This is a genomic window from Klebsiella sp. BIGb0138 (assembly GCF_004342285.1).
Taxonomy (GTDB): domain Bacteria; phylum Pseudomonadota; class Gammaproteobacteria; order Enterobacterales; family Enterobacteriaceae; genus Klebsiella.
The window spans coordinates 61,721-86,775 of the sequence record NZ_SMCV01000014.1 but is presented as its reverse complement, the minus strand read 5'-3'; the positions used below and the strand labels follow the sequence as shown (position 1 = coordinate 86,775).

Annotated in this window: 23 protein-coding genes; 11 read left to right on the top strand and 12 right to left on the bottom strand. The window is 61.6% G+C overall.

What is annotated here, in order from left to right; genetic code table 11:
• Positions 1-3 precede the first annotated feature (3 nt).
• On the top strand, positions 4-765 hold the full coding sequence (locus EDF73_RS24305; protein ID WP_132731561.1) for an amino acid ABC transporter ATP-binding protein: 762 nt from the start codon (positions 4-6) through the stop codon (positions 763-765).
• Positions 766-803: 38 nt separating this feature from the next.
• Here EDF73_RS24305 and EDF73_RS24300 read toward each other — a convergent pair whose 3' ends face one another.
• On the bottom strand, positions 804-2,204 hold the full coding sequence (locus EDF73_RS24300; RefSeq protein ID WP_132731560.1) for a PLP-dependent aminotransferase family protein: 1,401 nt from the start codon (positions 2,202-2,204) through the stop codon (positions 804-806).
• Between the two features lie 366 nt (positions 2,205-2,570).
• Between EDF73_RS24300 and EDF73_RS24295 the strand changes: the two genes are divergently transcribed.
• Genes EDF73_RS24295 through EDF73_RS24260 form a run of 8 tightly spaced genes read left to right on the top strand, consistent with a single transcriptional unit; the run spans position 2,571 to position 9,906 of the window.
• Positions 2,571-3,053: an MSMEG_0572/Sll0783 family nitrogen starvation response protein gene (locus EDF73_RS24295; RefSeq protein WP_004210304.1), complete on the top strand. Its 483-nt coding sequence runs from the start codon at positions 2,571-2,573 to the stop codon at positions 3,051-3,053.
• Between the two features lie 10 nt (positions 3,054-3,063).
• On the top strand, positions 3,064-4,068 hold the full coding sequence (locus EDF73_RS24290) for a Nit6803 family nitrilase (protein ID WP_011154630.1): 1,005 nt from the start codon (positions 3,064-3,066) through the stop codon (positions 4,066-4,068).
• Positions 4,028-5,137: an MSMEG_0568 family radical SAM protein gene (locus tag EDF73_RS24285; protein ID WP_032413247.1), complete on the top strand. Its 1,110-nt coding sequence runs from the start codon at positions 4,028-4,030 to the stop codon at positions 5,135-5,137. The genes EDF73_RS24290 and EDF73_RS24285 overlap by 41 nt, the downstream gene beginning before the upstream one ends.
• A 10-nt stretch (positions 5,138-5,147) precedes the next feature.
• On the top strand, positions 5,148-5,711 hold the full coding sequence (locus EDF73_RS24280; RefSeq protein WP_132731559.1) for an MSMEG_0567/Sll0786 family nitrogen starvation N-acetyltransferase: 564 nt from the start codon (positions 5,148-5,150) through the stop codon (positions 5,709-5,711).
• Positions 5,708-6,670 (top strand): sll0787 family AIR synthase-like protein, encoded by a 963-nt coding sequence (locus EDF73_RS24275; RefSeq protein WP_132731558.1) that lies wholly within the window; start codon positions 5,708-5,710, stop codon positions 6,668-6,670. Before EDF73_RS24280 ends, EDF73_RS24275 begins: the two co-directional genes overlap by 4 nt.
• Positions 6,671-6,681: 11 nt before the next feature.
• A complete protein-coding gene (locus EDF73_RS24270) occupies positions 6,682-6,972 on the top strand; it encodes an MSMEG_0570 family nitrogen starvation response protein (RefSeq protein WP_132731557.1) in 291 nt (96 codons plus the stop codon).
• A 17-nt stretch (positions 6,973-6,989) separates the two neighbouring features.
• Complete coding sequence (locus EDF73_RS24265) at positions 6,990-8,255, top strand: MSMEG_0569 family flavin-dependent oxidoreductase (RefSeq protein WP_132731556.1); 1,266 nt, start codon at positions 6,990-6,992, stop codon at positions 8,253-8,255.
• Positions 8,236-9,906 carry an AMP-binding protein gene (locus EDF73_RS24260; protein ID WP_132731555.1) on the top strand — a complete coding sequence of 557 codons (1,671 nt, stop codon included), beginning with the start codon at positions 8,236-8,238 and terminating at the stop codon, positions 9,904-9,906. The genes EDF73_RS24265 and EDF73_RS24260 overlap by 20 nt, the downstream gene beginning before the upstream one ends.
• Before the next feature lie 21 nt (positions 9,907-9,927).
• Here the strand turns inward: EDF73_RS24260 and EDF73_RS24255 are convergent, their stop codons facing one another.
• From EDF73_RS24255 to EDF73_RS24240, 4 genes are all read right to left on the bottom strand, one after another.
• Complete coding sequence (locus tag EDF73_RS24255) at positions 9,928-10,770, bottom strand: energy transducer TonB (RefSeq protein ID WP_132731554.1); 843 nt, start codon at positions 10,768-10,770, stop codon at positions 9,928-9,930.
• 167 nt (positions 10,771-10,937) lie between these two features.
• Positions 10,938-11,873, bottom strand: coding sequence for a FecR domain-containing protein (locus EDF73_RS24250; protein ID WP_132731553.1), 936 nt, complete (start codon positions 11,871-11,873; stop codon positions 10,938-10,940).
• Positions 11,874-11,891: 18 nt separating this feature from the next.
• Positions 11,892-12,407, bottom strand: a complete 516-nt coding sequence (locus EDF73_RS24245) for a sigma-70 family RNA polymerase sigma factor (RefSeq protein WP_132731552.1) — start codon at positions 12,405-12,407, stop codon at positions 11,892-11,894.
• Between the two features lie 156 nt (positions 12,408-12,563).
• Entirely contained in the window at positions 12,564-15,029 is a 2,466-nt protein-coding gene (locus tag EDF73_RS24240; protein ID WP_132731590.1) for a TonB-dependent receptor, read from the bottom strand.
• A gap of 376 nt (positions 15,030-15,405) precedes the next feature.
• Here EDF73_RS24240 and EDF73_RS24235 point away from each other — a divergent pair, with 376 nt between their 5' ends.
• A complete protein-coding gene (locus EDF73_RS24235; protein WP_132731551.1) occupies positions 15,406-16,671 on the top strand; it encodes an FAD-dependent oxidoreductase in 1,266 nt (421 codons plus the stop codon).
• A 37-nt stretch (positions 16,672-16,708) separates the two neighbouring features.
• Here EDF73_RS24235 and EDF73_RS24230 read toward each other — a convergent pair whose 3' ends face one another.
• The 6 genes from EDF73_RS24230 to EDF73_RS24205 form a co-directional block, all read right to left on the bottom strand.
• Positions 16,709-17,833, bottom strand: coding sequence for a M20 family metallopeptidase (locus EDF73_RS24230; RefSeq protein WP_132731550.1), 1,125 nt, complete (start codon positions 17,831-17,833; stop codon positions 16,709-16,711).
• Positions 17,830-18,588, bottom strand: a complete 759-nt coding sequence (locus tag EDF73_RS24225) for a glutamine amidotransferase (protein ID WP_132731549.1) — start codon at positions 18,586-18,588, stop codon at positions 17,830-17,832. Before EDF73_RS24225 ends, EDF73_RS24230 begins: the two co-directional genes overlap by 4 nt.
• The gene (locus tag EDF73_RS24220; protein ID WP_132731589.1) at positions 18,585-19,679 is read right to left on the bottom strand and encodes a phosphotriesterase-related protein; all 1,095 of its coding nucleotides are present in this window, start codon (positions 19,677-19,679) and stop codon (positions 18,585-18,587) included. The genes EDF73_RS24225 and EDF73_RS24220 overlap by 4 nt, the downstream gene beginning before the upstream one ends.
• Before the next feature lie 8 nt (positions 19,680-19,687).
• Entirely contained in the window at positions 19,688-20,689 is a 1,002-nt protein-coding gene (locus tag EDF73_RS24215; protein ID WP_165905791.1) for an ABC transporter permease, read from the bottom strand.
• A gap of 19 nt (positions 20,690-20,708) precedes the next feature.
• Positions 20,709-21,455 carry an ATP-binding cassette domain-containing protein gene (locus EDF73_RS24210; protein WP_132731588.1) on the bottom strand — a complete coding sequence of 249 codons (747 nt, stop codon included), beginning with the start codon at positions 21,453-21,455 and terminating at the stop codon, positions 20,709-20,711.
• A 357-nt stretch (positions 21,456-21,812) separates the two neighbouring features.
• Entirely contained in the window at positions 21,813-22,826 is a 1,014-nt protein-coding gene (locus tag EDF73_RS24205) for a LacI family DNA-binding transcriptional regulator (RefSeq protein ID WP_132731547.1), read from the bottom strand.
• Between the two features lie 428 nt (positions 22,827-23,254).
• On the opposite strand from EDF73_RS24205, the gene EDF73_RS24200 reads away from it, so the two are divergent.
• Positions 23,255-24,166 (top strand): substrate-binding domain-containing protein, encoded by a 912-nt coding sequence (locus tag EDF73_RS24200; protein ID WP_243655260.1) that lies wholly within the window; start codon positions 23,255-23,257, stop codon positions 24,164-24,166.
• Between the two features lie 10 nt (positions 24,167-24,176).
• On the opposite strand, the gene EDF73_RS24195 is transcribed toward EDF73_RS24200, so the two are convergent.
• The gene (locus EDF73_RS24195; RefSeq protein WP_132731545.1) at positions 24,177-25,046 is read right to left on the bottom strand and encodes a PfkB family carbohydrate kinase; all 870 of its coding nucleotides are present in this window, start codon (positions 25,044-25,046) and stop codon (positions 24,177-24,179) included.
• Positions 25,047-25,055 lie beyond the last annotated feature (9 nt).

The following is a 25,055-nucleotide window of genomic DNA, read 5'->3' as shown; positions in this document are numbered from 1 at the left end:
TACATGACACAATCTATGACTCATTCTGCTGACACAATGATGATCTCGCTCGAAAATGTGAATAAATGGTACGGACAGTTCCATGTATTGAAAGACATTAACCTGCAGGTGAAACCGCGCGAACGTATCGTGCTCTGCGGGCCTTCGGGATCGGGCAAATCGACCACCATTCGCTGTATCAACCACCTCGAAGAGCACCAGCAGGGGCGTATCGTGGTTGATGGTATTCATCTCAATGACGATGTGCGCAATATCGAGCGCGTGCGCACGGAAGTCGGCATGGTATTTCAACACTTTAATCTTTTCCCGCACCTGACCGTCCTGCAGAACTGTACGCTGGCGCCGACCTGGGTGCGCAAGATGCCGAAGAAAGAGGCGGAAGAGCTGGCGATGCACTATCTGCAGCGGGTGCGCATCGCCGAACATGCGCATAAGTTTCCGGGGCAGCTCTCCGGCGGTCAGCAGCAGCGCGTCGCGATTGCCCGTTCGCTGTGCATGAAACCCAAAATCATGTTATTTGATGAGCCGACCTCCGCCCTTGACCCGGAGATGGTGAAAGAGGTGCTCGATACCATGATCGGCCTGGCCGAAGATGGCATGACGATGCTGTGCGTCACCCATGAAATGGGCTTTGCCCGCACGGTGGCTGACCGGGTGATCTTTATGGATCGCGGGGAGATTGTGGAGCAGGCCCCGCCGCAGGAGTTCTTCTCTCAGCCGAAATCAGAGCGTACCCGCGCGTTTCTGTCGCAGGTGATTCACTAAGATCCCGTTTGTTCCCCCTGTTCAGGCAGGGGGCATTCCTACAAAATCACGCTGCCAAAGTTCAGCGGGTTGCGCATCACGTGGGCCAGGGTATGTAAATTTTCAGTGCAGACTTCCCGCGACCAGGCGCCGCCGAGGCAAATCCGAATGGCGTCCGGCGGGTTGTTATCGGTACAGAAGGCGGCGCTGGAGACGGCGCTGACCCCGAGATCGCGCAGCTGCACCGCCATTTCCGCAGGGTTCCAGTTAAAATGCCGCGGGAGCTGCAGCCAGAGGTGGAAGCCCTCCGGGGTTGCCCGATAGCTGAACTCCTTGAGAATGTCGGCGGCTATTTTCTGGCGGATCGCCGATTCGGCGCGCACCGACTGCAATACCCGATCCGCCGTCCCCTCCTGAATCCACTGCGCGGCCAGGGCGTTGGTCAGCGGACTGGCCATGACGTTCAGCGCCCGCAGCGCCCCCGCCAGCAGCTGCGTATTGCGTTTCCCCGGTCCTTTGACAAACGCCGTGCGCAGCCCGGGGCCGAAGCACTTCGACATCCCGGTAAGATACCAGGTCAGTTCGGGAATCAGCTCGCTGAAAGAGGCGATATGCTGCGTCGCCAGCGCGGCGTACGCCTCATCCTCGATCACCGGGATGCTGTAGCGCAGCGCGACGTCCGCCAGCGCCTCGCGCCGACGTAACGGCAGGGTCAGGGTGGTGGGGTTCTGGATCGTCGGGTTGACGTAGAGCGCGCGAATATTGCCGGTCTGGCACTGATGTTCAAACGCGCGCGGCAGCGGGCCGTCCTCATCGCAGGGGAGGGATTGCAGCGTAATATTTAGCTGGCTGGCGATGGCTTTCAGTCCGGGATAGATCAAATCGCTGACGCACACGCTGCCGCCGTGGCGACACAGCAGCGTCAGCAGCCCCACCAGCGCGCTGTGGATCCCCGGCGCGACCAGAATCTCGTCGATGCTGACCGGCGGCAGTTGCTTCTCCAGCCACACTTTCGCCATCGCTTTATCATCCGCGAGGCCGCCAAAATCCTGGTAGCGCAGCAGGGCCAGAATATTTTTCTGGGTAAATAGGTTAATGGCCCCTGCGGCGATCGCCTGCGCCAGCTCCTCTCCCGGCTCAATCGGCGAGTTCATGGTCATCTCATAGCTGCTGCCGCCGTTGAGCGGTACCGAGGGTACTTTGCCGCGGATAAAGCTCCCCAGCCCCGGACGAGAGTCGATCAGCCCGCGTCGCCTGGCTTCGGCGTAACCGCGGGTCGCCGTGGTGTAGTTAATCGCCAGCAGGGCCGCCAGATCGCGCAGCGGCGGCAAGCGGTCGCGGGGCTGAAACTCTCCGCTGTTGATGCCATCGGCAATGATATCGGCAATCAGCAGGTAGGCCGGGCGCGCCGTATGCTGCTGTTGATGGGTTTTCCAGCGGTTGGCGATTTTGTTCAGCATAGGGCTCCCCCTGAAAAGAGCGGCAAAGAGTGACACTATTCCCTGTTGTTTGGTGCTATGCAATCATATTTACCATTGATTGCATCATTGATTGCATGATGATTTTTATTGTGTGCATTTGTGGTGCAAAAAGGCATCAAATCGGTGCGTTTCCCCGGAATAGTGCGGGTTCTGTACGGAGCTGAAGGCGGGGCGATCGCCGGGATAAAAATTTTTTAGCGCACAATTTGAGCAATTGATAGGTCATTGATTGCATCCCCGCGATCGTCCGCTGGCACGGCGCTTGCTCTACTCCCATGGCATCACCTGCGGATGTGCCATAACGGGGAGAGACACTCCCCCTATAACTATCGGGAGAAGAGCGCTATGCCAAAAGTCACATTACCAGCCCACCAGACCGGTGATTTCCTGGTCGATTATGAAGAGAAAGTCTTTGAGGACGTAAAAGCCGAGCCGGGGCAGAAGGCGCTGGTGACGTTCCACACCGTCGCTTTCGAAGGTTCGATCGGCTTCGTCAATATGCTGCAGGCCACCCGTCTGCAGCGCAAAGGTTTCGCCACCTCCATCCTGCTGTACGGCCCGGGGGTGATGCTCGGCGTGCAGCGCGGGTTCCCCACCCTCGGCGCCGAAGCTTTCCCTGGCCATCAGAACTACGCCAATCAGCTGACGAAGTTTATGTCCGAAGGCGGGAAAGTCTACGCCTGCCGCTTTGCCCTGCAGGCGTTGTACGGCCACGGCGAACCCTCCCTGCTGGAAGGCATTCGCCCCATCAACCCGCTGGATGTACTCGATCTCAAACTGCTCCACGTGCGGGATAACGCGGTCATCATCGACACCTGGACGATGTAAACGGAGGCGCATGATGGCTGAATCACGCATTATTCGTGCGGCGGCAGCCCAGATTGCACCGGACCTTCATGAGGCCAGCAGGACGCTGGCCCGGGTTCTGGAGGCAATCGACGAGGCTGCGGAGCAGGGGGCGGAGATCATCGTTTTTCCGGAGACGTTTGTTCCCTACTACCCCTACTTCTCGTTTATTACCCCGGCGATCAGCGCGGGAGCCGCCCATCTCAAGCTGTATGAACAGGCCGTCGTGGTGCCGGGGCCGATCACCTGCGCCGTCGGCGAGCGCGCGCGTCTGCGCGGCATCGTGGTCGTCCTGGGGGTGAACGAACGCGATCGCGGCACGCTCTACAATACCCAGCTGGTTTTCGATGCCAGCGGCGAACTGGTGCTCAAGCGGCGCAAGATCACGCCGACCTACCATGAACGCATGATCTGGGGGCAGGGCGACGGCGCCGGGCTGAAGGTGGTGGATACCGCTGTCGGGCGGGTGGGCGCCCTGGCGTGCTGGGAACACTACAACCCGCTGGCGCGCTATAGCCTGATGACGCAGCACGAAGAGATCCACTGCAGCCAGTTTCCCGGCTCGCTGGTCGGCCCCATTTTCGCCGAGCAGATGGAGGTCACGATTCGCCACCATGCTCTGGAGTCCGGCTGCTTTGTTATCAATGCCACCGGCTGGCTGAGCGAAGAGCAGATCGCTGAACTGACCCCGGATCCCGCCCTGCAGAAGGGGCTGCGGGGCGGTTGTCACACCGCCATCATCTCGCCGGAGGGCCGTCATCTGGCGCCGCCGCTGACCCAGGGCGAAGGAATACTGATTGCCGATTTGGATATGGCGCTGATTACCAAACGCAAACGGATGATGGATTCGGTCGGCCACTACGCCCGCCCGGAATTGCTGAGCCTGCGGCTGGATAACACGCCGGCCCGCTATGTCGTGACGCGTGAAACAGAACCCGAAACCGGAGGAGGTCGCGATGCAGAACATACCGTCCACGCGCCAGCAGCTGATTACTGAGCTGCTGACTCAGGGGGTTAACGTCATTAACCCGCAGCAGGAGCACGTCAGCCGCCACGGCGGCGCCGGGCCATCGGATCATCAGGCGATGAACATTGACGGCGTGACGGTGATGGTGCCGATATACACCCACGCCGCCCATCGCTCGCCGTGGCAGGTGAAGCACGAGGCGTCCGGCGCCGCCCGGCTGTTTAACAACGCCATCCCGGTGCGGGAGATTAGCTTCGCCAGCAAACCCAGGTTTTACGATCGGCAAACGGCGGACGGGATCCCCTATTCGCACATTGCCACCCTGCACGGCACCGACGTGCTGGCGACCACCATCCTACAGACCTGCATTCGCTATGAGAACCGGGCGAAGGCCTGCCAGTTCTGCGCCATCGGCCAGTCGCTGGCCGCCGGGCGCACCATTGCCCGGAAAACGCCGGAGCAGCTGGCCGAAGTGGCGAGGGCGGCGGTGGAGCTGGACGGGGTAAAACACATGGTGATGACCACCGGCACGCCGTCGGGCAGCGACCGCGGCGCGCGCATTCTGGTGGAAAGCGCCCTCGCCATTAAAGCCGCGGTGGACCTGCCGCTGCAGGGGCAGTGCGAGCCGCCGGGGGACGCGAAATGGTTTACGCGGATGAAAGAGGCCGGTATCGATGCGCTGGGGATGCACCTGGAGGCGGTGACGCCGGAGGTCCGCGCGCGCATCATGCCGGGCAAAGCGCAGGTCAGCGTCGAGCAGTACCTTGAGGCCTTCGCCGACGCGGTAGCGGTCTTCGGGCGCGGGCAGGTCAGCACCTATATTCTTGCCGGCCTGGGGGACACGCCGGAGGCCATTCTGTCGCTATCGCAAACGCTGATTGGTCTGGGCGTCTATCCGTTCGTCGTGCCCTTTGTGCCGATCAGCGGTACGCCGCTGGAGCACCATCCGGCGCCGGACAGCCGGTTTATGTCCTCGATTTTACAACCTCTGGGCCAGATGCTGAACCAGGCGCATTTGCGCTCCAGCGATATCAAAGCCGGCTGCGGCCGCTGCGGCGCCTGCTCGTCGCTCTCCAGCTTTGAACAGGCCACGGCCTAAGGAGCGAGCGATGAATGAATATGCCGGATATACCATTAAATGGGTCACGCTGCCGTGGGAGCGCGAGCAGGCCTATACGCTGCGTCGGCAGGTTTTTTGCCGCGAGCAGGGGCTGTTCGCCGATGACGATCGCGATGAGATCGATGACCACGCCCACCTGCTGGTGGCGCTGGGCTGCGTGGCCGGCTGGCACGACCGGGTGGTCGGCACGGTGCGCATCCATCAGCAGTCGCCGGGAGTCTGGCTGGGGTCGCGGCTGGCGGTGGACGCCGCCTATCGCCGCCAGGGGCAGCTGGGGCCGACGCTGATCCGCCTCGCGGTATGCAGCGCGCACGCCCTGGGCTGCGAGGCGTTTTATGCCCAGGTCCAGCATCAGAACGAACCGCTGTTTCGCCGCATGCGCTGGCAAACCCTCGAGTGGCTTGAGCTGCGCGGCGTCAGGCATGCCCGGATGCAGGCCGATTTAGCGTTTTACCCGCCCTGCGACGATCCCCTGAGCGGGATGGTGATCCCGACCTCGCGCCCTCCGCGAACCGCTGACGCCGCGGCTTTTCTGACGGGGGTGCGCGTATGAATCCGAGCCTGCCGGCGCTGATCGCGCGGTTACACGCCTTTAGCGGCATCGCGCATAAGCGCGACATCCAGCAGGTGGCGCGCGAGCTGCGCGACGCCTGGCCCAATCCGTCTCCCAACGGCGATGACTGCGCGCTGATCCCGGACGGCAGCGGCTACAAGCTGCTGGCGATAGAGGGATTTATTAACCGTTTTGTGGCAGAAGACCCGTGGTTTGCCGGCTGGTGCGGGGTGATGGTCAACCTGAGCGATATCGCCGCGATGGGCGGGCGTCCGCTGGCGGTGGTCAACGCGCTGTGGGACGAGGCGCAGCCGCACGCGGCGCAGATCTTACAGGGGATGGCCGCGGCCTCGCGCGCCTATCAGGTGCCGATCGTCGGCGGACATACCAACCTGCGCAGCGAACGGCCGCAGCTGGCCGTGGCGGTGCTCGGCGAAACGGCCAGTCCGCTCAGCAGCAGCGCGGCGCAGGCCGGGCAGACGCTGATGGTCGCCATCAATCTGCAGGGGAGGTGGCACCCGCCGGGAAATAACTGGGACGCGGCGACCCGCGCGGATCCAGCCGAACTGCGCCGGGCCCTCGCGCTGCTGCCGGAGCTGGCCGCCGAGGGGAGCCTCTGCGCCGCGAAGGATATCAGCCAGGCGGGGCTGGCCGGGACGCTGACGATGATGCTGGAGAGCTGCGGCCTCGGCGCCGAGGTGACGCTTGAGCAGATCCCGATCCCGGCGGATATCGACCTTGAGCAGTGGCTGTGCGCCTTTCCCAGCTTCGGCTTTCTGCTGGCGGTGGACGAGGCGCGCTGCCACGAGGTGGCGCAGCGCTTCGCCGCCTGCGGTATCGCCTGCGCCGCGGCGGGGCATTTTACCCGCGAACACAAGCTGATCCTGCGCTACCGGGAGCAGCGCGCGTGTTACTGGGATCTGACGCAGCAGCCGTTTACCGGCATGACTCACCAATAGAGGAACAGACAATGCCTGCAATGCATTTTGTGGTGTGCTGGCCTGACGGCAGCAAAGAAACCTGTTATTCGCCGTCAACGGCGATCGAAAAATACCTGTTGGTCAACCATCCCTACGCGCTGAACGAGTTTGTGCAGGTGGCCACGCGCGCGCTGGATGAGGCCAGCGAAAGGGTCAAAGCGAAGTTTGGCTATTACTGTTCCAGCGCGCAGGATCAATCGGCGGCAATCGTGCAAAAGGCGGCGCAGTTCAGCCCGGAGCAGAGAGTCACGGTAGAAAAAATCACCCCCATTACAGCCTGACGTTAACCGAGAAAACGATGAATACGAACTCCTATCCTGTCGTCATTATTGGCGGCGGTCAGGCCGGTCTTGCCATGAGCTGGAGCCTGACGCAAAAAAACATCCGTCATATTGTGCTGGAACGCCATCGTCTGGCCTGGGCCTGGCGGGAGCAGCGCTGGGATAACTTCTGCCTGGTGACGCCAAACTGGCAATGCAAGCTTCCCGGCTTCCCTTATGACGGCGACGATCCCCACGGCTTTATGCTGCGGGACGACATTGTGGCCTACGTCGAACGCTACGCCCGGAGCTTCAACGCCCCGCTGCGCGAAGGGGTCAACGTCCAGCGGGTAGTGAAGCGCGACGGCGGGTTTACGCTGTTTACTTCCCTCGGCGAGCTGCAGGCCGACCAGGTGGTGGTCGCCGTGGGGAACTACCATCGCCCGCGCTTTCCGGAGCTTGCCGCCCGGCTTCCCGAGCGCATCGTGCAGATCCATTCCGCGCACTACAAATCCGCGCAGCAGCTGCCGGAAGGGGAGGTGCTGGTGGTGGGCTCGGCGCAGTCCGGCGCGCAAATCGCCGAAGATCTACACCTCGCGGGACGCCAGGTGCATTTATGCGTCGGCAGCGCGCCGCGGGTGGCGCGTTTTTATCGCGGCCGCGACGTGGTGGACTGGCTTGACGATATGGGCCACTACCGCCTGACGGTGGAGGATCATCCGCAGGGCGAGGAGGCCCGGCGCAAAACCAATCACTATGTGACCGGGCGCGACGGCGGGCGCGATATTGATTTACGCGCGTTTGCGCTCCAGGGAATGCGGCTGCACGGGCGCCTGCTGGCGTATGCCGATGGCAAACTGCACACCGCTGACGACCTGCGGACCAACCTTGATGGCGCTGACGCCACCGCGCAAAAAATTAAAGACAGCATCGACGCGTGGATTGCCCGGCAGGGCATTGATGCCCCGGTCGAAGCCCGCTACCAGGCGCCGTGGCAGCCCGATGGGCCTGCGGAGCCGATCGATCTGGCGGCGATCTCGGCCATTATCTGGGCGGTCGGCTTCCACACCGATTTCAGCTGGATCGAGGTCCCGGCGTTCGATGAGAAAGGCTATCCGCGCCATCAGCGCGGCGTTTCGGTTGAGGCGGGCCTCTATTTCCTTGGGCTGCCCTGGCTCTGGACCTGGGGGTCGGGGCGTTTCGAAGGCGTAGGCGATGACGCTCTGTGGCAGGCGGAGATCATCGCGCGCCGCGCCGGGCATATCGCCGCGCGGGAGGCCGTCGATGCCAACAGCGCAGAGTGAGCACGATCCCTTCCGGCGCGACTTCTGGCGGGAAGAGGCCGCGCGGCTGTACTGGGAAACGGATTTTACCGAGGTGGTGGAAAGCCTTGACGGCAGCCCGCGCTGCCGCTGGTTTACGGGCGGGCGCACCAATCTCAGCTTTAACGCCCTGGACCGCCATTTAGCAGAGAAGGGGGAGAAGTGCGCCATTATTCATCGCGACTATCTCGGGCAAACGCACCGGCTGAGCTATCGCGAGCTTTGGCAGCAGGTGAATACCCTCAGCAGCATGATGCAAAGCTGGGGCGTGAAGCCGGGGGACCGGGTGCTCATCGCCCTGCCGATGACGCCGCTGGTGGCCGTCGCCATGCTGGCGTGCGCGCGCATTGGCGCGGTGCATGTCGTGGTCTATTCCGCCGTCACCCATGAGGCCCTGATGCAGCGCATCGCCGCCAGCCAGCCGGTGCTGCTGTTGCATAGCCGCGAGCCGCGCGGCCGTAAGGAACTGCCCGTTATCGCCGAGCGGATGGCCGGACTGCGGGTGGTGGATACGCACGGCCGGGCGTTTGGCGAGCTGTTGGCACGACATCGCGGCAGCGTCGTGCCCTGTACCTGGCTTACGGCCTCCGCGCCTTCGCATCTGCTGTTTACGTCGGGGACGACGGGAACGCCGAAAGGGATCGTCCGCGATACGGGCGGCTACGCCGTGGCGCTGCTGGCCAGCCTTGTGCATCTCTTTCGGCTGCGGGACGACGAGATTTTCTTTACCACCGCCGACGCCGGCTGGGTGACCGGGCACAGCTACGGGATCTATGGGCCGCTGCTGGCGGGGCTGACGACGGTGCTCTGCGAGGTTAACTCGCCGGGAGAATACTGGTGGCAGATGGTGGAAGCCCTCGGCATCACCCGGATGCTGACCATTGCCGGGGCGATCCGCATGGCCCGGCGGCAGGGCAGGCCGCGCGCCGATCTGACCTCGCTGCGCACGCTCTATCTCGCCGGCGAGCCGCTGGATAACGCCACCGATGAGTGGGTGGCCGCGCAGCTGGGGGTGCCCTGCGAGAACCATTACTGGCAGACCGAATCCGGCTGGCCGCTGCTGGCCGGCTCCGGCAGCGCGCTCTCGCCGGTGTTCACCCGCGCGGCTGAGGTGGTTCATCCCGCCAGCGGGAAAACCTGCGCGCCGGGCGAGACGGGCATGCTGGTGATTAACGGTACGCTTGGCCCCGGCGGGATGTCGACGCTATGGCAGAATGATATCCAGCACGACCAGTACTACTGGTCGTATCGGCAGCGACAGTGGCGCTACGCCACCCACGATTGCGCGATAAGGGTTGGCGAGCGGATTATTATCCAGGGGCGGATGGATGACGTGATGAATATCGGCGGCAAGCGCATCGCCACCGCAGAGATAGAAAATGCCCTGATGGGGCTGGAGGGGGTTGTCGAGGTGGTTGCCGCCGGGACGGCGCACTACCTGCTGGGGGAAATGGTGGCGCTGTTTGTGGTCACCGATACGGCCGACCCTGCGCAGCAGGCCGCGCTCAAAAAAAACATTTGCGCCCGGCTGGTGGCGCGATGCGGTCGCTTCGCCGTGCCGCGGCGTATCCACTTCACCTCGGCCCTGCCTAAAACCTTCTCCGGGAAGGTGATGCGCCGCATGCTGGCTTAGGAGCGGCAGGCGCCTTGAGCCTCACCTGCGCGCCTCCCGGAGATCGAAACGAATCGGGAGCGTCACGCTGAACGACGGCTGCCCCGCGCGGATATCATCCGGCGGCGCAGGCAGCGGCGTGGCCCGCTTCGCCAGTTGCTCCGCCTCGTGGTCCAGCGAATCCACCCCGCTTGAGCGGAGTAACTTCGCCATCAGCACGTTGCCCTGGCGATCCAGGGTGATGCTGATATACACCACCCCCTGTCGCTGCTGGCGGAGCGCCACGGCGGGGTAGCGCTTAAAGCGGCTCAGGTGCGCCAGCAGCTGCCCGCTCCAGTCTGAGCTCATCGGGTTCGCCTGCGCCGCCGCCATGTTCTGCGGCGCCGCGACTTGCTTATCGTTCATCGAGGGCGGGGCGCTGGTATCCGGGGCGGGCGGCGTTTTTGACGGCATCGCCTCCCGTTCCGTCGTGGTTTTAGGCGGCGTCGGGTCTTTGCGCTTCGCGGGCTTGCTCTTTTTGACCGCCGGAGGCGTCTTCGGCTCCGTGCCCTGCGGGGCCTGGGTCAGCGCCGGCCGGCTCTCCTCTTTCGCCTCCTCCTTCTGCGCCACAGGCCGGCTGCTGGGGAGGGAGTGCGTCTGGAGTACCCCGGTCGGCATTTTCTCCGGGCTGGCGACGGACCGGGTCTGGCTGGACAGCATTAGCACCACCATCGGCGCGGCCGCCGGTAGCGGCGGCGGCGGGCTGGACTGATAGCAGAGCCAGCCCAGCAGCATCACGTGAAGGAGCAGCGTCAGCAGACCTGCGAAAGTCCACCGCCTTCCCGCGCCCCGCTCCCATCCCTGAGGGAAAAGCGGGGCAGCGGAGAGTGCGTTTTTATTTAACATGGAAAAGTTACCACCGGTACAGGAGAGCGTGTCGTCGCGAGCGCAATGCCGCGACGTTAATCACAATCAGATAATAGACAGGACACGCCGCCGGGCCGCAAAGGGCATATCTGGCGGGAATAACGGGATATAACGCCATAAGTAGTTATTTAGTGGAATAAATGACTTCAGGATACGCTGACAAAGTACTTTGACAGATAGTTTATCTGGACCGGCAGGCTGTCAGGCAACGCATCAAGAATGCGGTCAGTGTTATTCAGCGGGAAAACGCCCGACAGCCGTAGATTCGCGACTTCCGGTCGGTAGCGGATGTAGCCGCGGCGATACCGCGTCAGCTCATCAAGAAAATCAGCCAGCCGCATATCATCGGCGACGATAAGACCGTTTAACCAGGCCGGTTCCGCCTGCACCCGGTGTAACGCGCTATACCCGTGTTCATTAAGCCACAGGCCATAGCCCGCATTGATGGTCACGCTGTGGCTGTCTGCCGCCGGGCGGGCGTTCAGCTGGCCGCGATACACCGCAATATCGCTCTGCGTATCGCTAAGCCGGATCGCGAAGCGGTTGTTGTGTGCGGTGAGCTCGCCCTGCGGCAGTCGCAGGCGTAGTAACCCGGCGCTCTGCGGCGACGTCACCATCATTTCCCCGTTCAACAGGGCCACCTGCTGGCCGTCGTCGTGGGAGGTGACGTTGACCGCCGTTTGCGTGTTCAGCATCAGCTGCGTGCCGTCACTCAGCGTGACATTTTTCTGTTCGCCGATCGCCGTCCGATAGTCCGCCAGCCACGGCTGCCAGAGGCCGTTCCCGGCGCCGATCCCCACCGCGCCGGTCAGCCCGACCACGGCAATGCTCTTCAACAGCCGGCGGCGCTGGGGGTTGGCCAGGCGGGACAGGCTCTGCTGCGCGGCCGCGCCGTTAAGCAGAGAGAAACCGGAGGAAAATTCACCGATCTGCCGCCAGGCCTGGGCATTTTCCGGCCGCGACTGATACCAGCGCTGCCAGTTGTCCCGATCTTCCTGGCTGGCCTCTTCCGACATCAGCTGCGTCAGCCAGATGGCGGCTTCACGGGCGCTTTGTTCATTGAGAGTGGATGAAGGACTCATACTGGTATCAACACGCCGCTATGACGATGATAAGGCAAAGAAACATTGCAGATTCGCGCGTTGCAAATACTGTTTGACCGAGCTGGTGGAAACCCGCAGCCGCTCGGCAATATCGCAGTAGCGCATGCCCTGCAGATGGGCCAGCAGGAACGCTTCGCGCACCGGCGCGGGCAGGCCGTCCAGCGCCTGGTCCAGTTTTTCCAGCATCTCGATCGCCTGCAGACGGATTTCCGCCGCCGGGGATTCGGCCTCCGGCAGCTCGCTCAGGGCCTGCAAATAACGCTCTTCAATATGCTTGCGGCGGTAATAGTTGGCCACCAGCCGGCGCGCCACCGTAGCTAAAAAAGGCCGGGGATGACGAATGGCCGTCAACTGTGGGCTGAGCAGAATGCTGATAAAGGTATCCTGCGCCAGATCTTCGGCATGCCAGGCGCAGTCGACCTTTTGCCGCAGCCAGTGGCACAGCCAGCCGTGATGTTCACTGTAGAGCTGCCGGGCAAACCCGTTAGCGATTGCAATATCTTTCCTGGCCATACGGCATACCAAACGTGAGCGTTTTAAATGAAAATAAGAATCATTACTAATTAAAATAATGTAAGTTATGTGTCAAGAGATTGCTGATTATTTACATTACGCTGGGGGTTCAGGAGGGGAAAGCAGGGGAGCCGACGGCTCCCCGTGGGTAAAACGTCAGAAACGCTGGCTGACGCTGAATTTAATATTCCGCCCGACCCCGGACACGGATTCGCCGAGGTAGGGGTAATATTCGTGGTTGAACAGATTATCCACCGCCACCCGGGCCTCAAACCCTTTCAGCGCCGTGGGCTGCCAGGTGGCGAACAGGCCGTGCAGGGAGTAGCCGGCGGTTTTCGGCAGCGCCCAGACGGAAGCGAGGGGATCGCCGTCGGCCGGCGAGCGGTCCTGTTTGCGCACGAAATCGCCGGTCCAGCCAAACGCCGCGTCCCATTGCGGCACTTTTATCCCCAGCACCGCGTGGGCGGTGACCGGCGGAATTTCCGCAATCCAGGTCTGGTTGCCCCAGGGATCGCGCGGGGAAGCATCGCGCTTACCGCGGATCGCGGAGTAGGCAAAGCTGCCGAACACCCGATCGCTATCGTAGAAGGATTCAATTTCCAGACCTTCGATGGTATAGCCCGGCAGGTTACGGTAGTTCGACAGCGGCTGACCGCACTCTCCGCCGCTTCTGGCGGCGTCGCACAGCACCCCGCGGCGATAGAAGATTTCATCCTTGCCGCGGTTGCGGAACAGGGTAGTACGAATTTGCAGGCTGTCTTCCGCCGTCACCAGGTTGTTGAAATCCAGCACCGCGCCTACCCGGATCCCGGTAATACGCTCCACCTTAAGATCGCGGCTGGTGCCGGGAACGTTAGAGCTGGCCGACTGAACTTCGTACTGCTCATCGATGACCGGCGCGCGCCAGGTGCGGCTGACGTCGGCAAACAGCGACAGGTTGGGCGTGGCTTTCCAGATTGCCCCCAGGTGCGGAGACCAGCCGGTGTAGGTGACGCTGCTGTAATCATGCCCGGCGGCAGGATCGCTATCGTTATAGCGCGGCGCGCGGTTAGGCTGGCCGGTATTGCTGACGTGATCGAAGCGCACGCCGGGCGTGATGGTCAGGCTGCCGTAGCTGACCGCATCCTGCAGATAGGCGCTGCGGGTTTCCTGCTCCCCCGCCGGCATATAGTAGGGCTGGAAATAACCGTAGTTGTAGCTGGCGCTATTTTTCTGCGCCGGGTAGTACATCAGCGTATCGCGTTTATGCTTATGCCAGCGCACGCCGAACAGCAGCTTATGATCGAGCGGGCCGCTGCTGAAGCGGCTCTCGTTGTTCATATCGAGCTGCCGATCGACATAGCTCACCCAGCTTTCGTTCCCCAGCGAGCCCAGGTAGCTGTACTGCGACGCGGAATCCGGGCGTTGATCATGCTGTTCGGTTTTCGAGTGGGCGTAAGATACCGTCAGGTTCAGCAGCGGCTGCTCTTCCGGCGCCAGGTTCCATTTTACCGAATAGTTGGTGTCCACCTGATCGCGATACACCAGGATGCGGCGCCACGCCTCATCCCGGCCGTAGCGGTCGATATCCGCCTGGCTGGGGGCGCTGATATCGTCGCGCTTGGCGGCAAACGGCTGCCAGCCGTCGGACTCGGAGCGCATCGCCGACAGGGTCAAGGTCTGCGCATCGGTCAGATAAAGGTTGGACTTCAGCAGCCAGGAGGCCTGATCGCTGGAGGAGTAGGCAAAGCGCGTGCCGTCAGGCCGCTTAATGTTGCCCCCGTCGCGCTTGCTGAAATAGACCAGCCCGTCGGCAAACCCTTCTTCGGTGCGGCCATAGAGCGCGCCGCTGTAGATCCCCTGGCGGTCATTGGTGTGATAGCTGTACTTCAGCAACCCGCCAAAATTCTCGCCGGGCTGCAGCATATCTCCGGCATCTTTGGTTTCCATCGTAATGGTGCCGCCAAATCCGCCGTTGCCATTCAGCAGGTTATGCGGACCTTTATCGACATCAACGCGCTTGAGCAGCTCCGGCTCGATGAACACCGAGCCCTGGCGGTATTTCTCGAACCCTTTTGGCGCGCCGTCCAGCACCACGTTGACATCTTCCATATCGCCCATCCCCCAGATATTCAAACTCTGTCCGCCGGGGCGAGGGGAGCCGGCCATCGAGACGCCGGGCAGGCGATCGAGCAGGCTGGCGACGTTATCGGCCTGCACGCGCGCGATGTCTTCCTGATTTAAGGTCGAACGCCCGGCCGAGACGCTATCGCTTAAGCCGCTGACCACCGACAGCTCCGGGATCACCAGATCCTCGAGCGGCTCAGCCGCCGCCAGGCGATAGCCGTTCGCCGTCTGCTGCGCGCTGAGACCGCTCCCCGCGAGCAATCGGTTAAAGGCCTCTTCAAGGCTGTAGCGCCCCTGCAAGCCGGCAGTGCTTTTGCCCCGGGTCTGCTCTGGCGTAAAGGTCAGAATGACCCGGGCGCGACTGGCGAGATTTTGTAACGCCGGGGTTAGATCGCCAGCCGGAATGGCGAAAGACTGAATATCGGTTTGTTGTGACGGCGCCGCCGGGGTCTGCGCGGCAAAAACGGAGGTCACGCAAGAGGCCAGAACCAGCAGCCCGCACGCGGGGTTGACCATTCTGCCAGAGGCCCGTTTTTTGCCAGGATGATGAATATGACGCCGGGTACCTCTGGCGGATACACCTTTTGCCGCGCGGTTGTTTTGTATAGACATCGACTGTTCCCTGAATGTATGAAACTGGAATCTCAGTAGAGAGGTCACTCAGGCGAGAAAATCGGGCAGAAATTTACTGAAAAAATTCCTCATGCGGCGCTAACACGGCGCGGACGCGGTTGTTTCCCGCACTGTGGCCCGCCAGGTGGATGACGAGCCGGCCATCCTCGCGGCGCAACAGGTTGACAGTCTCGCGTGATATTGATAATCATTATCAATACGATGTATTTTTCACGACGCGTCGACTCACCGCAGGCGGGTCGTTCTCCGGGACAAGAGCATGCCATCATCCTCGTTCGCGCCTTACTCCACCGATTGCTGCATCGTAGGCGGCGGCCCCGCCGGGTTGATGCTGGGCTACCTGTTAGCCCGGGCGGGCATCGACGTGACGGTGCTGGAGAAACACGATGATTTTCTGCGTGATTTCCGCGGCGATACCATTCACCCTTCAACGCTGGAACTTATGCACCAGCTCGGGCTGCTTGACGATCTCCTGACGCTGCCGCACCAGCGTGCGGAAACGCTGTGGGCGGAAATCGCCGGTCGGAATGTGATGCTGGCGGACTTCACCCGTCTGCCGACACGCTGCAAATTCATCGCCTTTATGCCGCAGTGGGAATTCCTCAGTTTTCTGGCGGAACGGGCCGCCGCTTTTCCCCATTTCACCCTGATCAAGTCGGCGCGGGTGTCACAGCTGATCTATGAGCACGATCGGGTGTGCGGCGTTGTGGCCGATACCGCGGAAGGCCCGATCGGCGTGGCCTGCCAACTGGTGGTCGGCGCCGACGGGCGGCACTCCGTGGTGCGGGAAAAAGCGGCGCTCAGCAGCCGGTCGTTTGGTTCGCCGCGCGACCTGCTGTGGATGAAACTCAGTAAGCGACCGGGCGATCCGTCATGGTCGATGGGCCATACCGGGCCAAAGCGCAACTTTATCATGATCGATCGCGGGGATTACTGGCAGTGCGGCTATGCGATCGATAAGGGGAGCTTTGATACGATTCGGCAGCACGGGCTGGAGAAATTTCTGCTGCAGGTGGCCGAGGCGGCCCCGTTTCAGGACGACCGCTTTCAGGAGATTGTCAGCTGGGAGCAGGTCAAACTGTTGAGCATCCGTATCGACAGGCTGGAGCAGTGGGCAAAGCCTGGCGTGCTGTGCATCGGCGACGCGGCGCACGCCATGTCGCCTATCGGCGGAGTGGGCGTTAATCTGGCGATTCAGGATGCGGTGGCCGCGGCTAACGCCATTATCCTGCCGCTGCGTCAGCGGTGTTTACAGCTAAAACATCTACGGCGGGTGCAGCGGCGGCGCGATTTCCCCACCAAAGCCACGCAGTTTTTGCAAATTAAAATGAGCCAGCGCCGGCCGAAGAAACGCCGCGCGGCGGGCGGCTCCCGTTTTATGACCTACGTCAGCCACAGCCGCTGGCTGCCGCGATTGTTCGGTCGGATCATCGGCCTGGGATTTCGTCGCGAAACGCCGCGTGCGTTTTACCGGCATACGGACGCCGCCACGCCGCCTTCATCGGCCAGGTCATCGAAACGCTAAAAGGTATCACGCCAGACGCCCGCCATTTTGCCGGGTCTCAGGTCATGCCGGGCGCTCCGTAAGCCACGATAATCTGCTGATAGAGCGCTTCGGCGGCGGCGAGTTTGCCCAGCTCACAATATTCATCGGTCTGGTGCGCCATCGTCGGTTCGCCGGGGCCGAGAATAATACACGGCGGCCTATTAAGCGCGGGCAGCAGCAGCGAGGCATCGGTGAAGTAGGGAACAATGCGCGGAACCAGCGGCTGCGGGTGTAAAGGCTGGCACAGCCGGTACAGATCGCGGATCCACGGCGCATCCGTATCGCTGAGCACGGCGGGCAAATCCACCAGCGTTTCCTGGCTGACCTCCTCGCCAAGATGCTGATGCAGCCGGGTACAGATATCGTCGTGCCGGAGATTCGGCGCGGTGCGGATATCGACATCGAACGCCGCGCTGTCCGGCACGGAATTGATATTCAGCCCGCCGCTTATCCTCCCGACGTTCAGCGTCGGCTGGCGCATCAGCGGGTGCGGCGGGCCGGGCGAGAAGTGACGGATTTTTTGCAGGGCGTCCGCCGCCCGATAAATCGCGTTAATTCCCAGCTCCGGCATTGCGCCGTGGGCGGTTTTGCCCCGGGTGCGGCAGCGTAGCCAGAGCGCCCCTTTATGGCCGATGACCGGATAGTTCGCCGTCGGCTCGCCGACGATCAGCGCCCCGACGGCGGGTAGCGTCCCCTGCGCCAGCAGCGCCTGTACGCCGTCGCAGCCGGTCTCTTCCCCGCCGGTCAGCAATAGCACCACGCCATTGCCCGCGTCTATCTCTTCCGACCGGGCTACGCAGGCGCAAAGGAAAGCGGCGATCGCCGCTTTCATGTCGCTGGCGCCGCGGCCGTATAGCCGGTCGCCATCCACTTCGCCGAACGGATCGCGGCTCCACGGGGCGTCGCCGAGAGGCACGGTATCCAGATGGCCGGTGAAGGCCAGCGGTAAACCGCCGCGCTTGCCGGGCAAACTGGCGAGCAGATTGCTGCGTCCTTCGCCGAACGTCGACAGCGTGACCTGGAATCCCCGTTCCCGCAGCCAGTCGGCAAGGAACGCCATGCACTCCGCTTCGCGGCCGGGCGGGTTAATAGTCTCGAAGCTCAGCAACTGACGGGCGAGAGCGAGCGTCGGCGTATTCATCGCTGCGCCCCGGTTAACCAGTCGAGAGCGTTAATCCACAGGCGGCGATAGCCTTCCCAGGCGCTGAACTCCTCCGGCAACCAGTGGGCCGACATATCGCTGGTCCACGCCAGGGTGCGTCCGCGCTGATACTGACGTATCGCCAGTAGCGGATGGCCGGTTCCGGCAATGGTCGCCAGCAGCTCGCCCTGCGGATGCATTTCCACCTCGTTATAGCCCAGCAGCCACGGCCACTCGCCGTCCAGTCCGTCCAGCAGCGGATGGCGGGCGACCGTTTCGGCGTAGCAGCCTTCCGGGGTTTCTACCCGGTCGTCCCACGCCAGGCAGCGTACCGGTAGCACTTTTTCAACGGCGGTGTTGCGAAAACGCGCCGCGCCGTTAATCCCCTGGAAACTAAAGTAGCCGCCGATCATCATCAGGCTGCCGCCCGCCGCCACGTAATCGTGCAGCAGCGTCAGGCGGTTGGCGGTCCGCTTGCTCTTCAGCCAGGTATCCGGATGCAGCAGCAGCGTATTGGCGCCGATATCGGAAAGAATGATGACGTCCCACTTTTGCAGCGCGTCGAGGGTCAGCGGAAAGTGGTTCTGCGCGTCGTGCGCAGGCATGTGGGTGACGGCATAGTCGCTGTCCGCCAGCGCCTGCATAAAGGCGTCCGCGCCGCTGTGAAACGTGGCGGTAAAAAACTGATCAAAACCCTTTACGTGCGTGGCGCTGCTGGTCCATGACTCGCCGACCAGTAAAACTGATTTTTTCATTGGTTTCTCCATTCGCCGCCGAAGACGCGCTGCGGGTTGGCGATCATCAGCGTTTCCAGCTGTTCGTCGCTGACGCCGTGGCGGCGCAGGCGTGGGACAAAATGTTTGAGGATGTAGCCATAACCATGCCCGCCGTAGCGGGTGAGCATGGTTTTCAAAAAGACGTCCTGCGAGAGCAGAATTTGCTGAATAAAGCCGTCGTCGATTAGCTCGCGGATGGCGCGGGCGTTCTCCTCGTCGGAGGGCGACTGTGCCGATTCATCGGCGTAGTAGTAGCTCATGCCGATCATGTCGTATTCGAGAAACGCGCCGCGCCGGGCGAGATCGCGCTGATAGGTCTTATCCGCAAAGCTGGGGTTCATATGGCACAGCACGGTGTGGCGCAGGTCGGCGCCTTCCTCTTCGAGGATATCCAGCACCTTGTGTCCCAGCCGCTCCCAGCCCGGCAGATGCACCTCGATCGGTACGCCGGTGGCGGCGTTGGCGCGTCCGGCCGCGCGCAGCGATTTCTCTTCCAGCGGCGTAAAGCGGCTGGAGACGCCGATTTCGCCAATCAGCCCGGCAATCACCTCCGGCTTCTCTTCTTTGCCGCCGACGTCGTAGATCAGCTTGTCGGCGAGCGTGGCGACGTCGAGGGTTTTCGACCACTCCGGATGCGAAGGCTCAAGGTAGAGCCCGGTACCCATCACGATATTCAGCCCGGTTAAGCGCGAAATCCGCTGCAAGGCTCGCGGGTCGCGGCCAATGCCGAGGTTGGTGGGATCGACCACCGTGTCGCCCCCCTGGGCGCGAAATTTCAGCAGTTCGGCAATCGCCGTCTCGACATCGAACAGCTGGCAATTATCGCGGCTCATCAACGGGTTCATCGCCAGCTCGCCGAGATTTTCAATGCTCACCGGCGCTTCGGCGATATGCCGATCGCTACAGCAGCAGGGGGCCACCCATTTCCCGGCGGCGTCGAGCAGAATATGCTCGTGCATCAGGGTCACCCCCATTTGCGCCAGCGGCATCGGGCCGAGGACGGTCATCACGTAGCCGCTACTCACGCCAACCGGCAACGGCTGCGGGTGGCGAAAAATCGATCCTTTCACGTTCATGGTTACTCCTTCGCCGGGCGGCGGACCGGATTGAGAATGCGGGTGTTCAGCCAGATAGCCAGCAGGATGATGGCGCCGGTGGCAATCTGGGTATAAAACGGCGAGATATGCGAGAGGATCAGCCCGTTCTGGATCACGGCGATGGAAAGCGCGCCCAGCAGGCTGCCGATAATGGTGCCGAATCCGCCGAACAGGCTGGTGCTGCCGAGAACGACCGCGGCGATCACCTGTAGCTCAAAGCCTTCCCCCTGGTTGGAGGAGCCGCTGCCGAGTCGGGCGGTGATGATCATCCCTGCCAGCGCGGCGGCCATCCCGCTGAGCATGTACACCCGCAGAGTCACCGAGCGGGTATTGATCCCGCCGCGGCGCGCGCCCTCCGCGTTGGCGCCAATCGCGGTAACGTAGCGGCCAAAGCGCATATGATTTAACGCGATATGGGCGACAATCAGCACCGCGACGCCAATCAGCGCCGGCATCGGTACGCCGAGCACCCAGGCGCGGCCCATCTGGGTAAAGAGGCTGTCTTGCGGAATGGGGATCGAGTAGCCCTGGGTGATCAGCAGGGCGATGCCCCGCACGATCGCCAGCGTCGCGAGGGTGACGATAAACGCCGGGATCCCTTCGCGGGCGATAAAGAAACCGTTGATCGCGCCGATCAACGCGCCCACCAGCAGGCCGCCGATCAGCACCACCGGCCACGGCAGTCCCCATTGATTAAGGGCGATCGCCGACAGCGCGCCCACCAGCGCCAGGGTTGACCCCACGGAAAGATCGATCCCGCCGGTGGTGATCACAAAGGTCATCGCGCTGGCGACGATCAGCAGCGGCGCGGTCTGGCGAATGATGTTCAGCCAGTTGCTGCCGGAGAGAAAGTTGCCGGTGATCAGCGAAAAGACCACGCAGCAGAAGACGAAAAACAGCGCGATGCTGACCACCCCGGAGTGGCTGTGCATAATGCGCTTCGGCAGCGAGTGCTGCAGCATGCGCGGGCTGGAGAGATTAATCATACTCATCGATATCCCCTTAATGGGCGCGGGCGGAGTGAGCGGTAAATTTCTCACCGACGATCAGATTGACGATGTCCGCCAGGCTGGTATCACGGATCTGCCGTTCGGCGACGTTGGTGCCTTCATACATCACCATGATGCGGTCGCAGACGAGAAAGAGATCCTGCAAGCGGTGGGTGATCAGGATGACGCTGACGCCACGGGCGCTCACCCGTTTGATCAACTCCAGTACCGCCTCCACCTCGGCCACCGCCAGCGCGGCGGTCGGTTCATCCATGATCAGCACTTTGGGGTTGAACGCGGCGGCGCGGGCGATGGCGATCGCCTGACGCTGGCCGCCGGAGAGATTACGCACCATCACTTTGGTATCGGGGATCGAGATCCCCAGCCCTTTGAGCATGTCGCGCGCGTCGGCGTGCATTTTTTTCTCGTCGAGAAAGGGGAGGCCGAGGATCTTTTTCATCGGCTCGCGGCCCATAAACAGATTGCCGGCGACATTAACGGTGTCGCACAGCGACAGATCCTGATACACCATCTCGATCTGGCAACGGCGGGCGTCGGAGGGGTTCAGAAACCGCTGTTCAACACCGTCAATACGAATGGTGCCGCTGGTGGGGACAACCGCGCCGGAGAGGATCTTGGTCAGCGTGGATTTACCGGCGCCGTTATCCCCCACCAGCCCCAGCACTTCGCCGGGAGCAAGCTGAAGATTAACGCCGCGCAATGAGCGTATCGAACCGTAGGTCTTGGTGATATCCACCATTTCGACACGGGCCGCTGCTGCCTGTTGATGCATGCCATTACTCCCAAAAATGAATGGATGGTCGATGACGTTGCTGTCGGGCGGCGCATCATCCGGCGGTCCACTTCTTGTAAACCGGTTTACTTGATGATGACAGCACGCCCCTGGGTTTCTGCTGCTGTGTTCGGTACTCGTTCGCCACGGTGATTAAAGCAGCAAACGTGCCAGCTGAAAAAAACAACATGGCCAACGGGCCTAACATGATGAGTGAAAAGCGATTATTTTCTATTCATCAAGTAAACCGGTTTACCTGATCGGAAAGCGCGATAGCGCCGGCGGCGATAAAATGCGCTAAAACTGTGCAAGAGTTGCTCTGATTTAGCGCGTGAGCGGGCGAATGGAATCTCTGGCGACCCACTCGACGGCGAGGCGGGTCTGCTCCGGGACGCTTTCACCGCGCAGCAGACGCAGCATCAGGTTGACGGCGGTATGCCCCATCTGGTGGGCGGGTTGGCGAATGGTGGAGATGCGCGGCTGGGTGAATTCGGCGTAGCTGGCGTCATCGAAGCCGACGACCGACAGCGCCTCCGGCGCCTGCAGGCGGCGGGCGCGCAGGCCGTCAAGGATCCCCAGCACCAGGAAGTCGCTGGCGGCGAAGATCGCGGTCGGCGGCTCCTCATAAGACAGCAGCTGGCCGAGCGCGCGGGCGCCGTATTCGCGCTCATATTGACCGTACATCACCCACTCCTGCGGGCAGCGGAGACCGGCCTGCTCCAGCGCCTCGCAAAAGCCCTGGTAGCGTTCGCGTACGCTCATCAGCGCGTCCGGCCCGCCGATAAAGGCGATGCGGCGGTGCCCGGCGGCAATCAGCTGTTCGGTCGCTAATCGCCCGCCCTGCAGGTTGTCGGCGAAGACCTTCGGGGCGCTGCTGCCGGGGATATCTTCATCCAGCAGCACGATGCGCGAGTGACGCTGAATTTCACGGCGCAGCAGGCCATCGTCGGGACGGTTGGTGGTGAAGAGCAGACCATCGACCTGGCAGGTATCCAGCCAGCGGATAAACTGGCGCTCCTTCTCCGGGTTGTTGCGGGTGATGCACAGGACCAGGCTATAGCCCTGCTCGGAAGCCGCCTCTTCCGCGGCGTTCGCCAGTTCGGCGAAAAAGGGGTTGGTGATATCCGGCAGCACCAGGCCGAGGGTTTCGCTACCGCCTTTGCTGAGGCGGCGCGCGAGGCTATTCCCACGGTAATCCAGTTCGCGGATCGCGGATTCCACCCGTTCGGCGGTCTCCTGGGGCAGAACCAGGCTGTGGTTGAGGTAGCGCGAAATCGTGGCTTTGGAGACCCCTGCTCGCTGAGCGACATCGGAAAGAACGACCCGTTTTTTTATCATAGCGGCGCTGCGGATAGTGGCGGAGTATTATAAGTAACATAGCGCCGGGGCTAAGTCATATTCTTCATCGGCTCCCGTTTCGCCGCCGCCCTGCGGACCGCCAACGAACGCGTGGCGTATAAAGTATCGCGCGCTGACGATAGCTTTTTCTTATTCTTCCGTGGATAAACTTTTTTCCGCTTGACAAGCGTAGGCAAAACGCGAATTTTAATAACCGTTCCCGACGTTGCTTCTGCTTTTATGTTTTCCCTGAGATAAATGGATGGCAGGGAAAGCCCACTGTTCGATTATCACCTGAACGCTATTCCGGCGTCTGTGCTTCGTTATTCGTCCCGCCTGAAAATTCCTCGGTATCCGGGGTTCCCATTCTTTATATTTTGTCGAGGGCATTACCTATGTTTTTCAACATCAATAAAAAAGCGGCGTTAATGGTTGCATTGAGTCTGTCTGCCCTGGGTGGGGGAACGGCGTTTGCCGCCGCGCCAACGTATGCCTTAGTGCAAATTAACCAGCAGGCGCTGTTCTTTAATGAAATGAATAAAGGCGCGCAGGACGAGGCGAAAAAAAGCGGTAAAGATCTGGTGATTTTTAACGCCAATAATAATCCGGTGGCGCAGAACGACGCGATTGAAAACTATATCCAGCAAGGGGTGAAGGGCATTATGGTCGATGCTATCGACGTCAATGGCATCATGCCGGCGATAAACGAGGCCGCCGCGAAGCATATTCCGGTGATCGCCATTGACGCGGTATTGCCCGCGGGTCCGCAGGCTGCACAGGTCGGCGTGGACAATGTCGAAGGCGGTAAAATTATCGGTCATTACTTTGTGGATTACGTGACGAAAAATAGCGGCGGGAAGGCGCGAATCGGGATCGTCGGCGCGTTAAACTCGGCTATCCAGAATGCGCGCCAGCAGGGCTTTGAAGAGACCTTAAAAGGCCACGACGGTATCTCTGTCGCCAATGTCGTCGACGGGCGCAACGTTCAGGACGACGCGATGACCGCGGCGGAAAACCTGATTACCGGTAACCCGGATCTGACCATCATTTACGCCACCGGCGAACCGGCGCTGCTTGGCGCGATCGCGGCGGTGGAAAACCAGGGTAAGCAGAAAGAGATCAAAATCTTCGGCTGGGACCTGACCGCGCGTGCCATTACCGGTATTGACGGCGGCTATGTCACGGCGGTGTTACAGCAGGATCCGCGCAAGATGGGGGAAGAGGCGGTGAAAGCGCTGAATGCGATTTCCAGCGGTAAGCACGTTGAGAAAAGCATTTACGTGCCGGCGACGGTCGTGACGAAAGCGAACGTCGATAGCTACCGTCCGCTTTTTAAATAACGCGCCTCTCTCAGGCATTGCTTGCCAGCAGCGCGGCCAGCGTTTTTGCATCCGGGAAGGCTTGCAGGGTGCCGTTGCGGCTGATGGTTAACGCGGCGGCGCGGCTGGCGTGATGCAGGGCGAGCGCGTCCGGAAGCGTTGCTCTGCGCAGAGCGGAAGCCAGCATCACCGCCAGAAAGGTGTCGCCCGCGCCGGTGGTATCGACCACCGTCGCCGGCTCGGCGGCGACATCGATAACCTGCTGGTGATGATAGAGCCTCGCCCCCTGCGCGCCGCGAGTTTCCACGATCAGCGTAGCGGCGGGGTCCGGATGCAGCAGCTGCGCCTCGTGTTCGTTGACCACGGCGATATCGACCAACGGCCAGAGGTCGGCGAAGGCCGGTTTGACCGGCGAAGGGTTAAATACCGTGACCATCCGTTTACGCCGGGCAAGGGCGAAAAGCGCGCCGGTTTTTTCGGCGGAAAAGTTTCCCTGCTGCAGCAATATATCGCCGGGGCGTGCTTCGGCCAGCAGCGGTTCGATAATCCCGAGCGTTAATGCGTCGGCTGCGGCGGTGGTGGTCATAATGGCATTATCGCCATCGTCGGTGGTGAAAATAATTGAGGTATCACTGTGCGTGGATATCGCATGGGCAGGATAAAATAATAATGATTCCTGGCTGATGGCGTTATTTATCCATTGGCCATGATAATCATCGCCGCTGCCGGCGATTAAGGTTACCGGCAGCCCGCAGCGGGATAAAACAATGGCCTGATTGGCGCCCTTGCCGCCAATATCCTGAGCTATTTTATGCCCATGCAGAGATTCTCCTTTTTGTGGTAACGAAGCGCAGCGCCAGGTTTCGTCCACAGCGATATTACCGACAACATAAATATGCATAGCCGTTTC

Coding starts and splice junctions, on each gene's coding strand:
- EDF73_RS24225 (WP_132731549.1), bottom strand. CDS start 18,588: ATGAAAAAATCAGTTTTACTGGTCGGCGAGTCATGGACCAGCAGCGCC.
- EDF73_RS24275 (WP_132731558.1), top strand. CDS start 5,708: ATGAATCCGAGCCTGCCGGCGCTGATCGCGCGGTTACACGCCTTTAGC.
- EDF73_RS24195 (WP_132731545.1), bottom strand. CDS start 25,046: ATGCATATTTATGTTGTCGGTAATATCGCTGTGGACGAAACCTGGCGC.
- EDF73_RS24245 (WP_132731552.1), bottom strand. CDS start 12,407: ATGGCCAGGAAAGATATTGCAATCGCTAACGGGTTTGCCCGGCAGCTC.
- EDF73_RS24250 (WP_132731553.1), bottom strand. CDS start 11,873: ATGAGTCCTTCATCCACTCTCAATGAACAAAGCGCCCGTGAAGCCGCC.
- EDF73_RS24280 (WP_132731559.1), top strand. CDS start 5,148: ATGAATGAATATGCCGGATATACCATTAAATGGGTCACGCTGCCGTGG.
- EDF73_RS24270 (WP_132731557.1), top strand. CDS start 6,682: ATGCCTGCAATGCATTTTGTGGTGTGCTGGCCTGACGGCAGCAAAGAA.
- EDF73_RS24235 (WP_132731551.1), top strand. CDS start 15,406: ATGCCATCATCCTCGTTCGCGCCTTACTCCACCGATTGCTGCATCGTA.
- EDF73_RS24265 (WP_132731556.1), top strand. CDS start 6,990: ATGAATACGAACTCCTATCCTGTCGTCATTATTGGCGGCGGTCAGGCC.
- EDF73_RS24210 (WP_132731588.1), bottom strand. CDS start 21,455: ATGGTGGATATCACCAAGACCTACGGTTCGATACGCTCATTGCGCGGC.
- EDF73_RS24295 (WP_004210304.1), top strand. CDS start 2,571: ATGCCAAAAGTCACATTACCAGCCCACCAGACCGGTGATTTCCTGGTC.
- EDF73_RS24205 (WP_132731547.1), bottom strand. CDS start 22,826: ATGATAAAAAAACGGGTCGTTCTTTCCGATGTCGCTCAGCGAGCAGGG.
- EDF73_RS24230 (WP_132731550.1), bottom strand. CDS start 17,833: ATGAATACGCCGACGCTCGCTCTCGCCCGTCAGTTGCTGAGCTTCGAG.
- EDF73_RS24285 (WP_032413247.1), top strand. CDS start 4,028: ATGCAGAACATACCGTCCACGCGCCAGCAGCTGATTACTGAGCTGCTG.
- EDF73_RS24305 (WP_132731561.1), top strand. CDS start 4: ATGACACAATCTATGACTCATTCTGCTGACACAATGATGATCTCGCTC.
- EDF73_RS24300 (WP_132731560.1), bottom strand. CDS start 2,204: ATGCTGAACAAAATCGCCAACCGCTGGAAAACCCATCAACAGCAGCAT.
- EDF73_RS24240 (WP_132731590.1), bottom strand. CDS start 15,029: ATGGTCAACCCCGCGTGCGGGCTGCTGGTTCTGGCCTCTTGCGTGACC.
- EDF73_RS24255 (WP_132731554.1), bottom strand. CDS start 10,770: ATGTTAAATAAAAACGCACTCTCCGCTGCCCCGCTTTTCCCTCAGGGA.
- EDF73_RS24200 (WP_243655260.1), top strand. CDS start 23,255: ATGGTTGCATTGAGTCTGTCTGCCCTGGGTGGGGGAACGGCGTTTGCC.
- EDF73_RS24290 (WP_011154630.1), top strand. CDS start 3,064: ATGATGGCTGAATCACGCATTATTCGTGCGGCGGCAGCCCAGATTGCA.
- EDF73_RS24260 (WP_132731555.1), top strand. CDS start 8,236: ATGCCAACAGCGCAGAGTGAGCACGATCCCTTCCGGCGCGACTTCTGG.